General features: G+C 68.4%; 15 protein-coding genes. 5 read left to right on the top strand and 10 right to left on the bottom strand.

Annotated elements, in window-relative coordinates:
* Window positions 1-181: 181 nt before the first annotated feature.
* Window positions 182-1,036 carry a GNAT family N-acetyltransferase gene (locus F3087_RS12615; protein WP_191093938.1) on the bottom strand — a complete coding sequence of 285 codons (855 nt, stop codon included), beginning with the start codon at window positions 1,034-1,036 and terminating at the stop codon, window positions 182-184.
* Between the two features lie 111 nt (window positions 1,037-1,147).
* Here F3087_RS12615 and F3087_RS45915 point away from each other — a divergent pair, with 111 nt between their 5' ends.
* Together F3087_RS45915 and F3087_RS12605 are read left to right on the top strand one after the other, a co-directional pair.
* Complete coding sequence (locus tag F3087_RS45915) at window positions 1,148-1,744, top strand: TetR/AcrR family transcriptional regulator (RefSeq protein ID WP_223885039.1); 597 nt, start codon at window positions 1,148-1,150, stop codon at window positions 1,742-1,744.
* Window positions 1,741-2,976, top strand: coding sequence for a cytochrome P450 (locus F3087_RS12605; RefSeq protein ID WP_191093936.1), 1,236 nt, complete (start codon window positions 1,741-1,743; stop codon window positions 2,974-2,976). Before F3087_RS45915 ends, F3087_RS12605 begins: the two co-directional genes overlap by 4 nt.
* A gap of 1 nt (window position 2,977) precedes the next feature.
* Here F3087_RS12605 and rsmA read toward each other — a convergent pair whose 3' ends face one another.
* The 4 genes from rsmA to F3087_RS12585 form a co-directional block, all read right to left on the bottom strand.
* Window positions 2,978-3,859 carry a 16S rRNA (adenine(1518)-N(6)/adenine(1519)-N(6))-dimethyltransferase RsmA gene (gene rsmA / locus F3087_RS12600; RefSeq protein ID WP_150402099.1) on the bottom strand — a complete coding sequence of 294 codons (882 nt, stop codon included), beginning with the start codon at window positions 3,857-3,859 and terminating at the stop codon, window positions 2,978-2,980.
* Window positions 3,860-3,998: 139 nt separating this feature from the next.
* A complete protein-coding gene (locus F3087_RS12595) occupies window positions 3,999-5,165 on the bottom strand; it encodes an alpha/beta fold hydrolase (protein ID WP_150402098.1) in 1,167 nt (388 codons plus the stop codon).
* Window positions 5,166-5,391: 226 nt separating this feature from the next.
* Window positions 5,392-6,519, bottom strand: coding sequence for a resuscitation-promoting factor (locus tag F3087_RS47305; RefSeq protein WP_150402097.1), 1,128 nt, complete (start codon window positions 6,517-6,519; stop codon window positions 5,392-5,394).
* 191 nt (window positions 6,520-6,710) lie between these two features.
* A complete protein-coding gene (locus tag F3087_RS12585) occupies window positions 6,711-7,538 on the bottom strand; it encodes a TatD family hydrolase (RefSeq protein WP_150402096.1) in 828 nt (275 codons plus the stop codon).
* A gap of 166 nt (window positions 7,539-7,704) precedes the next feature.
* Between F3087_RS12585 and metG the strand changes: the two genes are divergently transcribed.
* Together metG and F3087_RS12575 are read left to right on the top strand one after the other, a co-directional pair.
* Window positions 7,705-9,264, top strand: a complete 1,560-nt coding sequence (metG, locus tag F3087_RS12580) for a methionine--tRNA ligase (RefSeq protein WP_150402095.1) — start codon at window positions 7,705-7,707, stop codon at window positions 9,262-9,264.
* A 106-nt stretch (window positions 9,265-9,370) separates the two neighbouring features.
* Complete coding sequence (locus F3087_RS12575; protein ID WP_150402094.1) at window positions 9,371-10,039, top strand: TetR/AcrR family transcriptional regulator; 669 nt, start codon at window positions 9,371-9,373, stop codon at window positions 10,037-10,039.
* A 67-nt stretch (window positions 10,040-10,106) separates the two neighbouring features.
* Here the strand turns inward: F3087_RS12575 and F3087_RS12570 are convergent, their stop codons facing one another.
* From F3087_RS12570 to rsmI, 3 genes are all read right to left on the bottom strand, one after another.
* Entirely contained in the window at window positions 10,107-10,859 is a 753-nt protein-coding gene (locus F3087_RS12570; RefSeq protein ID WP_150402093.1) for an isocitrate lyase/PEP mutase family protein, read from the bottom strand.
* A 38-nt stretch (window positions 10,860-10,897) separates the two neighbouring features.
* The gene (locus F3087_RS12565) at window positions 10,898-11,833 is read right to left on the bottom strand and encodes an SMP-30/gluconolactonase/LRE family protein (RefSeq protein ID WP_150402092.1); all 936 of its coding nucleotides are present in this window, start codon (window positions 11,831-11,833) and stop codon (window positions 10,898-10,900) included.
* A gap of 152 nt (window positions 11,834-11,985) precedes the next feature.
* Entirely contained in the window at window positions 11,986-12,846 is an 861-nt protein-coding gene (gene rsmI, locus F3087_RS12560; protein ID WP_150402091.1) for a 16S rRNA (cytidine(1402)-2'-O)-methyltransferase, read from the bottom strand.
* 146 nt (window positions 12,847-12,992) lie between these two features.
* Here rsmI and F3087_RS12555 point away from each other — a divergent pair, with 146 nt between their 5' ends.
* Window positions 12,993-14,615 (top strand): dolichyl-phosphate-mannose--protein mannosyltransferase, encoded by a 1,623-nt coding sequence (locus tag F3087_RS12555; protein WP_396897545.1) that lies wholly within the window; start codon window positions 12,993-12,995, stop codon window positions 14,613-14,615.
* On the opposite strand, the gene F3087_RS12550 is transcribed toward F3087_RS12555, so the two are convergent.
* Both F3087_RS12550 and arcA read right to left on the bottom strand, forming a co-directional pair.
* A complete protein-coding gene (locus F3087_RS12550; RefSeq protein ID WP_135237604.1) occupies window positions 14,612-14,971 on the bottom strand; it encodes a GntR family transcriptional regulator in 360 nt (119 codons plus the stop codon). The genes F3087_RS12555 and F3087_RS12550 overlap by 4 nt on opposite strands.
* Before the next feature lie 7 nt (window positions 14,972-14,978).
* Complete coding sequence (gene arcA / locus F3087_RS12545) at window positions 14,979-16,277, bottom strand: arginine deiminase (RefSeq protein WP_223885038.1); 1,299 nt, start codon at window positions 16,275-16,277, stop codon at window positions 14,979-14,981.
* Between the last annotated feature and the right edge of the window lie 24 nt (window positions 16,278-16,301).

Below are 16,301 nucleotides of genomic sequence, written 5' to 3'. Positions count from 1 at the left end.
CCACAATGTGCATGGCCGGATTCGTGGATAGAACACGTTCTCGATGCAGGTGCATGACGCGTGTATTCAGTTCCGCCGCAACACAAACCGACCAGTACGCCTAGGTCGGTGCTTGCCGTACGGAGACCGCCGACCAGCACTGCCCAGCGAAAGCCCCTGAGCCCCAATCGTTATCTGATGCTCAGCCCAGCGCCTGCGCAAACGGCGACCGCAACATCACCCGTTGTCCGGGCAAATCCACGCCCAGCACCATGAGCGGCAACGGCGGCCTGGCTGTCAGCCCGCGCTCGACCAGCCAACCGCCGAGCTCGGCAACCGCACCGCCGCCTACATCGACCCGCGCCGAACCCCCTTCCGGGAGCACAGCATCGAGCAACGCCGTCGCCGTGCCTATCGAGTCCGCAACCAACGGGCCCGCCTGCACCGTGCCCAAGTTGCGCCACGCAATCACGTAACCGCCCTCCGCAACAACCACCCGGTCGGCGATCCCAAGCACAGACCGCAACAACACGCTCCGGTCGGCACCGAATGCCCGCCGATCAAGACTGGCCAGCGCCGACAGGTCGCCGGTTTCATCGATCGGCAGCCCCAAGGCGTGCGCACCTCGCGTGAATACGCCGGTGTGCGAAACGACCTCGTCCACAACCCGAAATCCCAGCTTCGTATACAACGGCCTGCCCGCCTCGGTCGCATACAAGAACACCGTTGCACAGTCGGCAGTGCTCAATGCCGCTTCCATCAATCGACGGCCCAGACCCCGGCCACCATGCCGGCTCGCAACCAGCAGCATGCCCACCGCGCCGATTCCCGGCGCCACCTCGGTCAGGAAAACCGTGGCCGCCAAACCTCCACGCGGATCGTCGATTCCGAAGCCACCGCCGAGTTCCAGTAATAACCGCCACTTGACTTCCTCACGCGGCCATTCCCGATCCGCGGCGAGATCCAGACAAGCCGGCAGATCCCCTACTCCGAGCTGACGAACCAGCACTTCTTCCGCAACGATCCCAGGCACCGCGCTATGGTAATCACCGACCAACCGTCAGCACCCGCGCTTATTTCGCGAGTTCCTTTCGGTGGCTCAGCATCATTGCCTCGCCCGATATCCAAGCGCACACTTGGAAAGAGTAAGCAGCTGATTGGGGAAACCGTGGCGGACGGTACGCGGGAACGGATTGTCGCCCAAGCGCTGCGCCTGTTCGCCGAGCAGGGATACGCCGCGACGAGTGTGGCCGCGATCGAAGAGGCCGCCGGGCTTTCGCCTCGATCCGGGGCGCTGTACACGCATTTCAGCTCGAAAGAGCAGGTGCTCGCCGCGGCCGTCGAGGGTGCGATTCAGCTGGCCGAGACCGGCTTCGCCATGGCGCCGATGTTCCCGCTGGGCGACCTGCGCGCGGAACTCATCCTGGTGGCGCGGGGCTCGCTGCTGCTGATGTCCAACTGGCGCAACCTGATTCGCGTGATGATGAAGGAGAGCGACCAGTTTCCCGAGGTGATGGCGGCGGCCAGGGAGCGACTGTTCGAGCCGTCGTACGACTTCCTGGCCAAGTGGCTGGCCGAGCGGGCCGAGCAAGCGGGGTTGCCGGAGCGCGACTTCGCCGCGATGACGACGATCTGGCTCGGCGCCATCGAGAACTACTGGGTGCTGACGAACGTCTATCACCACCCGCCGTTCGACCTGGACGACGCGCGCTTCGTGGACGAATGGGTCGATTCACTGCTGATCACACTGGGGGCGAAACCATGACGCACACTTTCGATCTGAACGATCCGGCGGTCATCGCCGATCCGCACCCGAGCTACGCCCGGCTGCGCGCGGAGGCGCCGGTCTACCACTCGCTCGATCCCGACCTGTGGATCGTCAGCCGCTACGACGACGTGCGCACGGTCGTGCGGGATGCGCAACGGTTCTCCTCCGCGGTGGGCGCCATCGAATCCGATCCGTTCAACCCCGGCATGACTCCGCCGAAATGGTTGAGCCACCTCCTTTCCCGCCTCACCGCGGTGCGCGTGCTGCTCATCAGCGATCCGCCGGACCACACGATCCTGCGACGCAAGGTCGGCCGCGCGTTCACCCCGCGCCGAATCACCGCCTGGGAGCCGAGGATTCGCGAGATCAGCGCCCAGCTCGTCGACGCGATGCTGACCGCCGACCACCCGGCGGATCTCGTCCGCGATCTCGCCTCGCCGCTGCCGACCGCCATCATCGCGGAAATGCTCGGCGTACCCGAGGCCCGCAACGCCGACTTCAAACGCTGGTCCGACGATCTGGTCAACGGACTGCTCACCGGCGGCTCCCGGGTCGCCATGTTCCGCAGCGCGATAGCCATCTCCTGGTTCTTCTTCCGCACCGCGCGCAGGCGTCGGCGCGACCCGGGCGACGACCTGATCAGCCTGCTGGTGGCCGGCACCGGCGACGACGCGCTGACCACCCCGGAGATCGTCAACTTCTGCATCCTGCTGCTCGCCGCGGGCAACGAGACCACCACCAACCTGGTCGCCAACGCCATGCTCGCCGTCTTCGACCGCCCGGACCTGCGGCAGCAACTCCGCGATGATCCACCCGCGGCCGCGGCGGTGGTCGCGGAAACCCTCCGCTTCGACGGCCCGGGCCAGGGACTGCTGCGCCGAGCCGTCACCGATATCTCGTTGAGCGACACCACGATTCCCGCCGGCGCCTACGTGCTCCCGTTGATCGGCGCGGCCAACCGTGACCCCGGCCACTGGCCCGATCCGGACGAATTCCGGCTGGACCGCCCGAATATCGCTGACCATCTCGCATTCGGCTCGGGCACCCACTACTGCATCGGCAACGCGCTGGCCCGCATCGAGGCGACCGCGGCCATCGAGGAGATCATGCGCCGCCTACCGGATGTCGCACCGAACGGCGCGCCGGTCCGCATCGCCAGCCCGGTGCTGCGCGGACTGCGCACCCTGCCAGTCGAATTCACGCGCGCGCATACCGCGGTCGCGCCCTGAGCTAGCCCTGCGCCGCCAAGCGAACGAAGGCGGCGGTATCGAGGGTTTCGCCGCGGGCAGTGGGGGCGATGCCGGCGGCGAGCAGACGGCGCTCGGCTTCGGCCGGGGACCCGGCCCAGCCGGACAGGGCGGCGCGGAGCGTTTTGCGGCGTTGTGCGAAGGCGGCGTCGACCACCTCCCAGACGCGGCGACGATGTTCTTCGTCGATCGGCCACGGCGGTTCGGTGTAGCGGTCGACGCGAACCAGGCCGGAGTCGACGCGTGGAACCGGCCAGAAGACCTGGGTACCGACCGCGCCCGCGCGGCGAACGGTGCCGAAGAACCCCGCCTTCACACTGGGTACGCCATAGATGCGACTGCCGGGAGCGGCCGCCAGCCGGTCCGCAACCTCCGCCTGCACCATCACCAAAGAGACTGCGATGCTTGGCAATTCGGCCAGCAGATGCAGCAGCACGGGTACCGCCACGTTGTACGGCAGGTTCGCCACCAGCGCGGTCGGCACGACCGGAAGATCCGTGGCCGCGACCCGCAGCGCATCCGCCTCGACCACCTTCAGCCGGTCGGCCAGCTCCGGCGCCCGATCGGCGACCGTCACCGGCAGATGCTCGGCGAGCACCGGATCGATCTCGACGGCGACCACCGAATCCACCACATCGAGCAGCGCCAGCGTCAGCGAACCGAGCCCCGGCCCGACCTCGAGCACCACGTCGTCGCGCCCGACCCCGGCCGCCGCGACGATCCGCCGCACCGTGTTCGCATCGTGCACGAAGTTCTGCCCGAGCTGCTTGGTCGGGCGCACGCCGAGCCGCTCGGCCAGCACCCGCACTTCGGCGGGACCGAGCAACGCGGCACTCCCACGAGCAGCAACTTCAGGTTCGGACACCTGAAGAACCTATCAACCCGCCGGCTCGGCGCCGCGCGACGTCTCCCCACCGCGCACCTGGTTCCCGCGCGCTTTTCGGTGTGCCGCGCGAGAAACAGCCGGCAATTGCGTGCGCGACGGGCGACGTTGTGCGCGACGGCTACCGCTGGAGCGGGGTGGCCTTGATGCGGTTCAGGAAGTCGTCGATGGCCGCCTGCATCGGGGCGTTGAGCTGGGTGTGCTTGCCGGTGCCGGTGACCGTGCGGAAGTCGACGCCGTTCGCGGCGAGCTGCGCGGCGAGCGCGGCGTGCAGCGGCGACGGGACGGTGGTGTCGGTGGCGTTGAGCAGCAACAGGATCGGCGCGTTGTAGCCGGAGGTCGGCACGGTGAGGTACTGGTCGAGGGCCGAGCGGATGGGCTCCTGACCGAGCGGCCGGGCGAGCAGGTCGCCGACGCCGAGGCCGTGCACGCGGTCGATGATGCCGTCCAGGCACAGCGTGCCGACGCTGTCCAGGACCGCGCGGCCCTGCGGGGTGAGGTACTGGTCGACCTGCACATCGGGGCGGGCCGCGCGCAGGCCGGCCAGGATGCTGACGAAGAAGCTCAGCGCCCCGTCGTTGCCGGGGATCGTGGGGATGATCGGCCCGGCCAGCGGCAGGATCTTCTCCACGTCCGATTCCGGGTCGATCGCGATGGTGCCGCGGAAGTCGAGGTCGGGCGCGTCGACGGCCTGCCGGTGGCCGGTGCCGAGCGCGGCCTGGCCGCCCTGCGATACCCCGAGCACGGCCCAGGTGCGCGAGAGGTCCGGGTTGGTGGCGCGGGCGGCGCGCAGCAGATCGATGGTGGCGGTCGCCTCGGTGGCGATCTCCAGGTACGGGTGCGGGCCGGTGTCGAAGCGGCCGAGGCCGAGGTAGTCGGGGGCGACCACGGCGAAGCCCTGCGCGAGCAGGTTCTGGATCAGCTGATCCTCTTTGGACCGAATCTGTTGGTACGGATGGCTTTCCGGCGCGGACTGGCCGCCGCAGCCCGCGCCGAGGCCGCTGGTGCCGTGGTCGTAGGCGATGACCGGCCATCCGCCCGCGGACGGCGTGCCCTGCGGGACGAACAGCGCCCCGCTGGCCGGCCGAGGGGTGCCGTCCGAGCCGCGCATCCAATACTCGAGCACCGAGCCGCCCGATACCCCGTGCCAGCCGTCCGGCTGGGCCGCGATGGAGATCAGCGACCCCGGAGTTTCCGCCTGCGCCGGCGCGACATTCACGAACAACGCGGCACTCGCCGACAACGTGGCCACCGCCACCGCGCGCCGGAACCCCTGAACAACCCTCATCGACCACACCTCACTGACCCGACCCACACCGTCACAAACCTGGACGAGTGTACAGATCAGCGAATACTGCCAGCTCACCGTGACGACCCGGCGAATCGCAGGCAACACCGAGGGGTGCCAGCCGGTAACACGCTCACCTTCAACAGCCGCACGCCTTCTGATGCACCGCACCGAAAATTGCATGCGATTTTCGGTGCGGGGAGTCAGAAGTAGTGCGGCTGCGCGGTCAGCTGATGCCGAGGCGGCTGGTGCAGGCGGGCCACGCGCCCCAGCCCTGGCGGGCGCGGGTGATCTCGGCGATGGCGATCTGCTCTTCGCGGGTGGCCAGGTCGGCGCGGGGTGCGTACTTCAGTCCGCCCTGGCGTTCCCAGGTGCCCTGGTCGAACTGGATGCCGCCGTAGTAACCGTTGCCGTTGTTGATGTTCCAGTTGCCGGTGGATTCGCAGCGGGCCAGCGCGTCCCAGGTCGAGCCGTCGCGCACCGGCGGCACCTCGGTGCCCGGCTTGGCGCCCTTGCGCACGGTCTTCGGCTGCGCGGTGACGGTGACGTTCGAGGCGATCGGCTTGCGGTCCACCTCGGCGCCGTTGACCATGGTGACCGCGAAGGTGACGTCCTGGACGCCGGGCGCGCCCTGGGTTTCCACCACCGAGCGGCTCATGTTCATCTCCGGGTCTTCGATCACGTTCTCCGGCGGGTCGAGCGGCAGCGTCTCGGTCCGGTTCTCGATTCGCTTGCGGGTCACCGTGATTCGCACACCATCGGTGAGCGGGGTGGTCGCGGCGGGCTCGACGGTGTCCTGCTCGATCAGCGGAATACCCGCCACCGCAAGGAGTTCACCGACCGTCGGCGCGGCGAGTCGTACGTCGACCGGAGCACCGATGCCGTCCAGCAGCGAGACCGACCGCGGCGTCGCGACATTCAGCGCGGCGCCCTCCAGCGGCAGCTTCTCGTCCCGCTTCGGCGAGACGTACACCTCTTTGGGCAGGCTCAGCTGCTCGAGCGCCTCGCCGGCGGTGAGCCCGGTGGTCCACACCTTGCGCGCCTGGCCGTCGACCATCAGCTGGACCTCGCGCGCCCGGTTGAGCGTGATGGTCGCGCCGTCGCCGATCTTCGCGGCCAGCGCGGGGGCGACCCGGTCGCGCTCGGTCACGGCGAAGCCGGCCGTCCGCAAGACGCCGCGGACGTCGAGCGACATCGTCGTCTCGACCCGCTTCTCACCGTCGACGACGACGGTCACCGTCTTGCGGTTCACGATCGCCAAGCCTGCGCCGACGATCAGCGTCATCAACAGCGCGCCGACCGCCGCGTACAGCAGCGGCGATCGTGACTGGTTGATTCGCGTGAATGGGGACATGGTCACAGTACGATAACGAGGGGTTTGGGGGTAGACAACCTTCACTTGCTTCAGCTGGGTCTTTCAATATCACGAACAGATATCGCTGCCGCAGGTTGATCACGATATATGCCTATCGATGTGACCTAAGACACACCGGGTATATCCAGCCCCCTTGCGGGTACTCGAATAGCCGGAAAATAGCCCTTTGCTCAGATTCCGTACACGCGGCGCGCGTTCGCCGTGGTGATCTTCGCCAATTCGGCCGCGTCCTGTTCGCGTAGTTCGGCTAATGCGCGAACGGTGTACGGCAGGCAATACGGTTCGTTGGGCGCACCACGGAATGGGTGCGGGGTCAAATACGGCGCGTCCGTTTCGACCAGAATCAGCTCGTCCGGCACGACTTTCGCGGCCTCGCGCAACTCGTGCGCATTCTTGAAACTCACGGTGCCGGAAAAACTCAGCACATAACCCTCGGCGACGCAGGCCAGCGCCATGTTCGTGTCCGAGGAGAAGCAGTGGAAGATGACCGTGTCCGGTGCGCCCTCGTCCAGCAGCACGGTCAGCAAATCGTGGTCGGCCTCGCGGTTGTGGATCATCAGCGGCTTGCGCAGCCGCTTCGCCAGGTCGATGTGCCAGCGGAAGCCCTCGACCTGGGTCTCGATGTCGGCGCAGCCATCCAGCTTGCCGGGCCAGTAGTAGTCCAGGCCGGTCTCGCCGATCGCGACCACCCGCGGGTCGGCGCCGAGCCGTTCGAGTTCGGCCTTCGCCGCGTCGTCCAGCGCGTTGGCCCGGGTCGGGTGCAGGGCGACGGCGGCGTAGACGCGAGGGTCCCAGTGCGCGGCCTGGACGGCCCACTGCGCGGCGGCGAGGTCGTCGGCCACGGTGACCACCTGGCCGACGCCCACCGACGCGGCACGGTCGACGATCACGGCGGTGGACGCCGCGTCCGTCGCGCCGCAGGCGTCGAGGTGGGTGTGCGCGTCGATGATCGGAGCGAGGGGCTCCGGCAGCGCGGGCGCGGGGCGCTTGTTACTCATCGAAAACCGCCGCAGGACACGGGGGAACCGGCAGCGGGGATATTCGCGTGAGTGTAGGAAACCACGGCCATTACAGTAGACACACCATGAGCGAGCGAAGCGAGCGAACCATCAACACAGCCGCCCATGCGGTCATGCCGGAACCGAGCGTCAGCGAGGTGCAGGCATGAGCGCAGCTGACCGCCCCGCCTTCTATATCACCACGGCCATCGCCTACCCGAACGGTGCGCCGCACATCGGGCATGCGTACGAGTACATCTCGGCCGACGCCATCGCCCGGTTCAAGCGGCTCGACGGGTTCGACGTCTTCTTCATGACGGGCACCGACGAGCACGGTCAGAAGATGCAGCAGGCCGCCGCGGCCGCGGGGGTCCCGGTGGAGGAGCTCGCCAGCCGCAACTCGGACGTGTTCGAGGCGCTGGACAAGACCCTGGACATTTCCTACGACCGGTTCATCCGGACCACCGACGAGGACCACCAGGCGGCCAGCGTCGCGCTGTGGGAGCGGATGCTCGCCAACGGCGACATCTATCTCGGCAACTACTCGGGCTGGTACTCGGTGCGCGACGAGGCCTTCTACACCGAGGAGGAGACCACGCTGCTGGAGGACGGCAGCCGGATCTCCACCGAGTCGAAGACGCCGGTCACCTGGACCGAGGAGTCGAACTTCTTCTTCAAGCTCTCCGCGTACCAGGACAAGCTGCTCGCGCTGTACGAGGAGCATCCCGAATTCATCGCGCCCGCAACGCGTCGCAATGAAATCGTCAGCTACGTCAAGGCCGGGCTGAAGGATCTGTCCATCTCGCGCACCACCTTCGACTGGGGTGTGCCGGTGCCGGGCCATCCCGATCACGTGATGTACGTGTGGGTGGACGCGCTCACCAACTACATCACCGGCGTCGGCTACCCGGACACGGAATCGGCTGCGTTCCAGAAGTTCTGGCCCGCCGACGTGCACATCATCGGCAAGGACATCACCAGGTTCCACACCGTGTACTGGCCGGCGTTCCTGCTGTCGGTGGGCGTCGAGGTGCCGAAACGCGTGTTCGTGCACGGGTTCCTGTACAACAAGGGCGAGAAGATGTCCAAGTCGGTCGGCAACGTGGTCGACCCGCTGGAGCTGGTCGAGACCTACGGCGTCGACGCGGTGCGCTTCTTCCTGCTGCGCGAGATCTCCTACGGGCAGGACGGCAGCTACAGCCACGACGCGATCGTCGGCCGGATCAACTCCGACCTGGCCAACGAGTTCGGCAACCTGGTCCAGCGCAGCACCAAGCTGGTCGCGCGCGACTGCGGCGGCGTGGTGCCGACGCCGGGTGAATTCACCGACGCGGACCGCAAGCTGCTGGATCTGACCAACGGGCTGCTCGACCGCTGCCGCGCCGAATTCGACGCGCAGCAAATGCATCTCGCGCTGGAGGCGATCTGGCTGACCCTCGGCGAGACGAACAAGTACTTCTCCGCGCAGGCGCCGTGGGCGCTGGCAAAGTCCGGCACGCCGGAGGATCTGGCGCGCGAGGCGACGGTGCTGTACGTGACGCTCGAGGTGCTGCGGATCGTCGCGATCCTGGTGCAGCCGGTGATGCCGGCTTCGGCGAGCAAGATCCTCGATCAGCTCGGTCAGCAGGAGCGCACGTTCGCCGATATCGCGACGCCGATCGTGCCGGGCGTGCTGCTGCCCGCACCGGAACCGGTGTACCCCAAGTACATCGAGCCCAAGGACTGACCCCTCCCGAATCGGCGAACATGGGCACCGACGCGTAATCCCCTGGCGCGCAGTCGCATAATGCTGGGTTACGAATACTCATGTTCGCCGAACAGGGAGAGCACCCATGCGCCGACAACAGGCGACCGACTCGACGCCCGTGCCGCAGAACAGCTTCGCCGACCGGCATCGGGCGGCGCGCGACGCCGTTCTGGTCTCGCAGCGCGGGCGGCTCATCGAGGCGATGGTCCAATGCGTCGACAGCGCGGGGTATTCCGCGACCACGCTCACCGATATCGTTGCCCGAGCACGGGTCTCGCGCAGCACCTTCTATGAGCACTTCGCGAACAAGGAAGAGTGTTTCGTCGAGGCGGTGCATACCGGCGTCGATATCGTGGAGGCCCGGATCACCGAGGAGCTGGCGCAGCTCGCCCCGGCGGCCGGGGTGGCCGCCATGATCGAGTCGATCGTCGGCACGTTCTGCGAAACCGTCGCCGCCGAACCGGATTTCGCCCGCCTGATCCTGGTCGAGTCGTTCAAGGTGAACCAGGCCGCGGTCGACTACCGCGACCTGGCCGTCGACCGCTTCGCCCTGCTGTACCGCTACTTCTACGACCAAGCGCGGCAAGCGGATCCGCACCTGCCGGAGGTATCGGACGAGCTGATCGCCCTGATCCCGGACGCGATCGGCGAGCGCACCCGCCGAGTCATCGTGTCCGACGGCCCCGCTCGCGTCCCGGCCCTGGCGCCCCTGTTCGTCCAGTTCGTCAACCAGACGCTCGGCCTGACCGCCTGAAAGCGTTCCCCCGCTTCGATATTCATGCCCCGGGCGATCCGCATCGGCGAATCGCCCGGCACATCGGCTACTTCCAGCGGCCGAGCAGGCGTTCGATCTCCGCGGTGAGCGCGCGCTGCAGGAACGGACCGAAGCTGATCCGGGCCACGCCCTGATCGGCGAGCAGCGCCTTGTCCGACTTGTCCGGGAGCCCGACCATGCTGATCGGCAGCGACAGTTCGCTGGTCAGCCTGCGCACCGCGGCGTCGTCCTGCGCGCCTGCCGGGAACAGTACGTCGGCGCCGGCGGCAGCCGCGAGACCGAGACGCTCGATGGCGCGGTCGACGCGATCTGCCTCGTCACCGTCCTCGCGCAGGAACAGATCGGTCCTGGCGTTGACCACCACGTGCACCCCGGCGGCGTCGGCGAACTGCCGCAGGCCGTGCACCAGGTCGGCGTGCTCCTGCGGCGCGCGCAGCCGCTTGCCCTCGCTGTGCACGGTGTCCTCGATGTTGAGGCCGACCGCGCCCACCTCCAGCAGCCCCTCGATCAGTTGGGCCGGCTCGAGGCCGTAGCCCGATTCGATGTCGACCGACACCGGGACCTCGACGGCCTCGGTGATCTGCCGGACCCGGGTGAGCAATTCGGCGAACGTCATGCCTTCGCCGTCGGCGCGGCCGATCGAGTCGGCGACCGGATGACTGCCCACGGTGAGCGCCGCGAACCCGGCGTCCACCGCGACCTTCGCCGACCACGCGTCCCACACGGTGGGCAGCACGGCGGGATCACCGGGACGGTGCAGTGCGAGGAAGGCCTTGGCCTTGCTTTCGAGAGAGGTCATAGGACGATCATGCCGCGTCGCCGCGGTGCGCGCATCGGTCAGGCCGACGGCGTCAACCGGGTGACGGTACCGAGAAAGCTGGTGACGTAGACCGAGCGCGAATCCCAGCCCGGACCCGCACCGAAACGGGCCGAGGTGACAAACGGAATACCGTCGGCGACCACACAGGAGCGGCCGGTGTCCGGGTCCACCCGGACAACGCGGCCCGCGACGTTCAATGCGAGATAGACGTCGCCGTCCGGGCCGACGGTGAGATCGTCGGCCGAGTTGAGTGGGCCGTAGCCAGGGATGGTGATTCGGGCCGGCGCGGCATCGGGCTGTGCGACATCGATCGCGGCGAGGGTCGTGGTCGGATCAAAGGTGGTGGAGACGAACAATTTTCGCCGGTTCGCGTCATAGGCCAACCCGTTCGTCGAGGTCAATTCCGGGAGGAACGGGTGTGCGCCGGATCCGTCCGCGGCGACCCGGGTGAGTGTGGTCGGTGAGCCCAGGTCACGGCTGACCACGAAACTGCCATCGGGCAGCCGCGCCAAACCGTTCGGCGTGGTCAAACCGGTCGCCACGGGAGAGACCGTGCGCTCGGTGAGGTCGAGCGCGTCGATCGTCCCGTCGGCCCGTCCGGCCAACCCGCTGCTCACCGCGCCACTGTCCACGAAATACGCGGTGTCGCCCGCCACCACGATGCCGCCCGGAGCACCGACCTGCGCCAGTACTTCCCGCGATCCGTCCGGGTGCAGGCGGCGCAGCGCGCCCGCGCCGCCGGACACGGACAATTCGGAGAGCAGCAGGCCACCGTGTCCGTCGAAGGCCAGGTTCTCGAGCACGCCGAAGCCGGACGACACGGGCGAGGCAGTCCATCCACCGCATTGCGCGCCGGCGGTTTCCTCGGCCCCTGCCGCGCCGGCACCGGTGACCAGGGTGAGCGCGACGCCAACTGCCAGTGCGCTGTTGACTACGACATGGTGAATCGCCATCCGAATATCCTCCCCACGCACCGAATCCGGCGTCGGCGCCGACGCTAACGTACCGACCGTGCAGTGCGAATTCCGCAAATCCCCCGACCCTTGTGCGGCCGCCGGAATTTTGCTCGCGATCTTGTCTCGTTGCACAAACCCGTAGGCGGAGTTCAGTCTTCGACTTCGCGGCGGGCGATCAGCACCGCGTCGTAGAGCTCGTTGCGGGAGGCGCCGTGCTCGCCGGCGATCTGCGCGCACGCGTCCTTGAGCCGGATGCCTTCCGCGGTCAGCGCCTCGACCAGGTCGACCAGGTCGGCCGGATCGGCGGACTTCGGTTGTGCGCCTTCGAGAACGACGGTGATCTCGCCGCGGGCGCCGTCGACGGCCCAGGCCGCGACCTCGGCGAGGGTGCCGCGGATGACCTCCTCGTAGGTCTTGGTCAGTTCGCGGCAGACGGCGGCGCGGCGATCCGGGCCGAGCACGGTGACCGCGTCGGCCAGGCAGTCGGCGAGCCGGTGCGGCGCCTCGAAGAAGACGCAGGCGCGCGGCTCGGTGGCCAAGGTGCGCAACCACTCCCGGCGCTGGCCGCCCTTGCGCGGCGCGAAGCCGTCGAAGCAGAACCGTTCCACCGGAATGGCGGACAGCGCGAGCGCCGTGGTGACCGCGGACGGCCCCGGCAGGCAGGTCACCGGAAGGTCCCGCTCCGCGCAGGCCGCGACCAATCGATAGCCAGGGTCGCTGACCGACGGCATGCCAGCGTCGGTCACCAGCAGCACCGTGTGCCCGGCCGCGATGTCGGCGAGCAACGCCGGAATCCGCGCGATCTCCACGTGGTCGTAGAAGCTGACCACCCGTCCGGTGATCTCCACCCCCAGCGACTTCGCGAGTGACTTCGTCCGCCGCGTGTCCTCCGCCGCGACGATGTCGGCCGACCCGAGCGCGTCGCGCAGCCGCTGCGAGGCGTCCCCGATGTCACCCATCGGCGTCGCCGCGAGCACCAGCCTGCCCGGCCCTGTCGCCTCGTCCGTCACCGCACTCCTGTCTCGACCGACCACGCCCGGCGCCTGCCGAACCTTCGCAGCCTAAGACATGCGGGGCGCGGCGAACCTGCGGCCGTGGCGCGATCGACGGCTCACCGCTGCGGGACCTCACGGCCCGCACAGCATACGATCGGTACGTGACACAGGTGACCGACCAGCGCGCAAACGCTCCGTTCGGGGCCGTGCCCTCCTGGTCGAGCCCCGCGCCGCGGCGGCCGGCCCCCGATTTCGGCCCGACCGATACGCTGCGCGGCTGGCTCGTCACCGCGTTCCTGACCGCGATCGCCGCGGTGACGCGGTTCACCATGCTCAACTACCCGACCGACGCGGGCACCCCGGTCTTCGACGAGAAGCACTACGCGCCGCAGGGCTGGCAGATGCTCAACGGCGGCGGGGTGGAGGACAACCCCGGCTACGGGCTGGTGGTGCATCCGCCGGTCGGCAAGCAGCTCATCGCGATCGGCGAGGCGATGTTCGGCTACAACGGCTGGGGCTGGCGCTTCGCCTCCGCGATGGCAGGCACCATCATGATCCTGCTGGTCATCCGGATCGTGCGGCGCCTGGCCCGGTCGACGTTGATCGGCGCGATCGCGGGCATCCTGCTGATCGCCGACGGCACCACCTTCGTCTCCTCGCGCATCGGCATGCTCGATATCTTCCTGGCGTTCTTCGCCACCGCGGCCTTCGGCTGCCTGATCGTCGACCGGGACGAGGTGCGGGCCAGGATGGCGCGGGCCGACACGGAAGGCCGGATCGGCGAAACCCCGTGGGGCCCTCGGCTAGGGGTCCGCTGGTGGCGGTTCGGCGCGGGCATCCTGCTCGGATTGGCCTGCGGGACAAAATGGTCCGGCGTCTACTTCATCGTCGCCTTCGGCCTGCTCAGCGTCTGTTTCGACGTGGCGGCGCGGCGGGCCTACGGGGTGCGCAATCCGTGGTTCGGCACCGGGATCCGCGATGTCGGGCCCGCGCTGTACGCGCTGGTGCTGATTCCGATCGGGGTGTATCTCGCCACCTACTGGGCCTGGTTCGCCAGCGAAACCGGCATCGATCGGTACATGGTCGGCAACCCGTCCGCTCCGACGGAACCGATCGGCACCGGCGGCTATTTCAGCTGGGTCCCCGACGCGTTGCGCTCGCTCTGGTATTTCAGCGCCAGGGCACTGGAATTCCATGAGGGCTTGACCAATTCGGCGGGCAACCACCACCCGTGGGAGTCCAAGCCGTGGACCTGGCCGATGGGTCTGCGGCCGATGCTCTACTACTACGCCGACAACGGGGTCAGCGGCTGCGGCCAGACCCAATGCGTCAAGGCGGTCATGCTGATCGGCACCCCCGCGATCTGGTGGCTCGCCTTCCCGGTGATCGGCTGGATGTTGTGGCGCACCGTGGTTCGCCGCGACTGGCGCTACGCCGCGGTGCTGGTCGGTTACGGCGCGGCCCTGCTGCCCTGGTTCCTGACCCTCGACCGGCAGATGTACTACTTCTACGCCGTCGCCCTCGCGCCGTTCCTGGTGATGGGCATGGCCCTGGTGCTCGGCGACATCCTCGGCCCCTCGCGCCGAATAGCCGTGCCGCGCAGCCCCGTCGGCACCTATCTACCGGTCTCGCCGGACGAACGCCACGCCCTCGGCCTGCTCGCGGTCTGCCTCTATCTCGCCCTCGTGATCGCCAACTTCATCTGGCTCTGGCCGATCCTCACCGCACTGCCGATCACGCCGGGCAACTGGCACGACCACCTCTGGCTACCCAGCTGGCGCTAACCCTCCAGCGCCGCTTTGACATAACGCAGCGCGGCCGCGTCGTCGAGTCCGAGCCGACGGACCGTGGCGACGTAGGCCGTGGCGGCGCGACCCGCGACATCACGGGTCGGGTCGCCGGAGGAGGCGATGAACGAGCCTTGCCTGCCCCGGGTTTCGACCACGCCGTCGGCTTCCAGCTCGCGATAGGCGCGGGCCACCGTATTCGGGGCAAGGCCGAGTTGCGCGGCGAGCGCGCGCACGGTGGGGATCTTGGTGCCCGCGGTCAGCTCACCGGAGCGCACCTTGGCGATGATCCCCATGCGTAACTGCTCGTAGGGCGGGACGGCCGACTCGTGCGACACGGTGATGTTGAACATGACTGGATCACAACTCATCCCGGGAGAGTGGACAGGACAGGCAGCGGGGTCCGCCTCTACCGGAACCCAATTCGGAGCCGGGAATGCGCAGCACCTCGATGCCGGCGTCCTCCAGGCGCGCGTTGGTCATCTCGTTGCGCTCGTAGGCGGCGACCACGCCCGGCGCGAGCGCCAGCGTGTTGTTGCCGTCGTCCCACTGCTCGCGTTCGGCGGTGACGCCGTCCAGCCCGGTGTCGATCACCCGGAGCTTGTCGATGCCCATCGCCTTGGCGGCAGCGACCAGGAACGGATCGGGCCCGCTCATCGCCACCTTGCCGTCGCCGTTGCGCGCGCTGTAGTCGTCCTCGCGTTCGATGGTGAACGCGCACAACGAGTCCCGCACCGCCGGGTACATCACCAGTGCGTCGCTGTCGACCATCGTGCAGACGGTGTCCAGGTGCATGGTCGCCCGGTTCTGCGCGATCGGGACGACCAGCACGGTGTGCGCGAGATCGTCGTCGAACAGGCTGCGCGCCAACGCTTCCGCGCCCGCGGGCGAGGTGCGTTCGCCCACGCCGACCGCGACCACGCCGGGCGCGAGCAGCAGCACATCGCCGCCCTCGATCGGCGCGGTATGCGATTCGTAGGCGCGGCGCACCCCGAGGAAGCGCGGATGGAAGGCGTAGATCAGGTCGGTGAGCGAGGTCTCCCGGATCCGCGCGGGCAGCGCCAGCGAGGTGATCGCCACCCTCGGCCCGATCCAGAACGAGGAATCCCTGGTGAACAGCAGATTGGGCAGCGGATCGATGACGAAATCCGCGCCGTGGTGCATCCGCCGCACCAGCGAGGTGGCATCCGGCCCGAACGGCAGCTCGTCGAAGGTCATGCCGGCCATCAGGATGTTGGCCAGGTCCCTGGCCCGGACGCCGCGCAGGAACGCGGCGAGCTGGTCGGCCAGCGAATGCCCGAGCCTGCGCGCGTCCACCGCGGCGGAAATGCCCTGGATCCGCGCCGCCCCGCTGACCGCGAGGGTCTCGGCGAGCAGGTCGGCCAGCAGCAGCACCTCGACGCCGCGATCCCGCAGCACCCCGGTGAACGCGTCGTGCTCTTGTTGCGCCCGCTCCACCCAGGGAATGCCGTCGAACAGCAGCTGATCGTTGTTGCGCGGGGTGAGCCTGCGCAGTTCGTCGCCCGGCCGATGCAGCAGCACCGTGCGCAGCGTGCCGACCTCGGAGGTCACCGTCAACCGCGTGCCCGGACTGTCGGGGTCCAGCCCGTCCGCGTCCGAGTCCTCTCCGTGCCGCGCGGGCACAGCGTCTGCTCCCATGCTCAGACCGTAGTTCGCCGCGGC

It is taken from the genome of Nocardia colli (assembly GCF_008704205.1).
Taxonomy (GTDB): domain Bacteria; phylum Actinomycetota; class Actinomycetes; order Mycobacteriales; family Mycobacteriaceae; genus Nocardia; species Nocardia colli.
This window is presented reverse-complemented; position numbering and strand designations above follow the sequence as displayed.

Coding starts and splice junctions, on each gene's coding strand:
- F3087_RS12605 (WP_191093936.1), top strand. CDS start 1,741: ATGACGCACACTTTCGATCTGAACGATCCGGCGGTCATCGCCGATCCG.
- F3087_RS12595 (WP_150402098.1), bottom strand. CDS start 5,165: ATGAGGGTTGTTCAGGGGTTCCGGCGCGCGGTGGCGGTGGCCACGTTG.
- F3087_RS47305 (WP_150402097.1), bottom strand. CDS start 6,519: ATGTCCCCATTCACGCGAATCAACCAGTCACGATCGCCGCTGCTGTAC.
- F3087_RS12585 (WP_150402096.1), bottom strand. CDS start 7,538: ATGAGTAACAAGCGCCCCGCGCCCGCGCTGCCGGAGCCCCTCGCTCCG.
- metG (WP_150402095.1), top strand. CDS start 7,705: ATGAGCGCAGCTGACCGCCCCGCCTTCTATATCACCACGGCCATCGCC.
- F3087_RS12575 (WP_150402094.1), top strand. CDS start 9,371: ATGCGCCGACAACAGGCGACCGACTCGACGCCCGTGCCGCAGAACAGC.
- F3087_RS12570 (WP_150402093.1), bottom strand. CDS start 10,859: ATGACCTCTCTCGAAAGCAAGGCCAAGGCCTTCCTCGCACTGCACCGT.
- F3087_RS12565 (WP_150402092.1), bottom strand. CDS start 11,833: ATGGCGATTCACCATGTCGTAGTCAACAGCGCACTGGCAGTTGGCGTC.
- F3087_RS12550 (WP_135237604.1), bottom strand. CDS start 14,971: ATGTTCAACATCACCGTGTCGCACGAGTCGGCCGTCCCGCCCTACGAG.
- arcA (WP_223885038.1), bottom strand. CDS start 16,277: ATGGGAGCAGACGCTGTGCCCGCGCGGCACGGAGAGGACTCGGACGCG.